Genomic DNA, 1,429 nt, shown 5'->3' on the forward strand with positions numbered 1-1,429 from the left:
GGATCAATACGAAAACCTGTGGAGCGATAAAATTTAAGCATAAATAGTAGTTAACCTAAAAAGGAAGAATTCTATATTTCTTACTCCTCTAAATTTAGATCTAAACGTTTTTATTTTAGCATTGAATGATTCGGCAGAAGCATTTGTACTTCTATTATCAAAATAGTTTAATATGGTTTGATAATGATTGATAATTGTACGTGAGATTGTGCCAAAAGATTTAAATCCAGATTGATTTACTTTTTCGTGCCATTTGGCTAATTTTGCAAAACCAATGATTTTATCTTTTGTATTCTCGAAGATGCTTCGGAGCTCTTGGGTTAGATTATATCCTTTTTGAATATCAGGATATAATTCAAATAGTAATGTAGCGCGTTCTGTTTGATTAAGAGTCCACTTTGATTTGTTTTTGTATAAGAAGTACCTGCTCCTGGCTAGTAATTGCTTCAGGGTATCTCCATTTGAAAGTATTTTAGGTTGAAAATTTACTTTTGTTTTTTTGGCATTATCTATGGCTTCGTTTTCTAAATCTATGACTTGCCAACGGTATTTGATTCTGATTTCTTGTAGTGCTTCTGAAGCTAGCTTTTGAACATGAAAGCGGTCTGTGACACGAGTTGCATTAGGAAAACATTTCTTTGCAATCAATCCCATATTACTAGCCATATCCAAAGTGATTTCTTTTACTAGATTTCGTTCTTTCAGAGGGATTTTTTCAATAATTGCAATAACTGTTTCTGCTTTAGTTCCTGCAACCATTGCTACTATAGTTCCTTTTCTACCTTTTGCAGATTTGTTAGTCAAGATAGTATAGAGCTCGCCATTAGAAAGGGAAGTTTCGTCTATTGATAAATATTTTCCGATATTCTGTGGAAAAAGAAGCCATTTTTTTGCATGTTTTATTTGACCCCAAACTTTGAAATCACTTAGGAAATCTTTGTACTGGTATTGTAGATTCCTACCGGATACTCCATAGAAAGAGGCAATAGTTTTGCAATCATTTGGGCTGGAATCTATTGATCTCTTTTAAAAAAGACGCAAACTCCTGTGTTACACGAGTTCCGTCTGCTACTAAATTCCAATCTCTAAAAACTATTTTTCCTGTATCTTCATTAAGCCATCTTCTTCGAGTGATATGAAGATATACCTGATGACCACGAATAGGAAAATCTTGAACCGTTATCTCATCAAAGAATCCTTTTGAACTTAATTTTGAGTTTCGGTATTCTTTAGGAATTGAATTGATCTCTTTTAAATATAAATGAAGTATTTCATCTCCTTTTTTATAGGAGGTAAGTTCAAAATAGTCTACTATGATTTCTGGTAACAATAATTTAAGGATATCGATAAATGAGTCTTGCATTGGGTATAATTTGAAAACACAAATATCTAGATTTTAATATTTCCCCACAACAATATGTATTGATCC

2 protein-coding genes are annotated in these 1,429 nt (G+C 32.3%); both read right to left on the reverse strand.

The features are described from left to right. Positions 1-33 precede the first annotated feature (33 nt). Entirely contained in the window at positions 34-987 is a 954-nt protein-coding gene (locus IUY40_RS19105) for a transposase (protein WP_317190942.1), read from the reverse strand. 10 nt (positions 988-997) lie between these two features. After that, entirely contained in the window at positions 998-1,363 is a 366-nt protein-coding gene (locus tag IUY40_RS19110; RefSeq protein ID WP_195738449.1) for a transposase family protein, read from the reverse strand. Between the last annotated feature and the right edge of the window lie 66 nt (positions 1,364-1,429).

Source organism: Flavobacterium sp. ALJ2 (assembly GCF_015594725.1).
In the GTDB taxonomy this organism is placed as follows: domain Bacteria; phylum Bacteroidota; class Bacteroidia; order Flavobacteriales; family Flavobacteriaceae; genus Flavobacterium.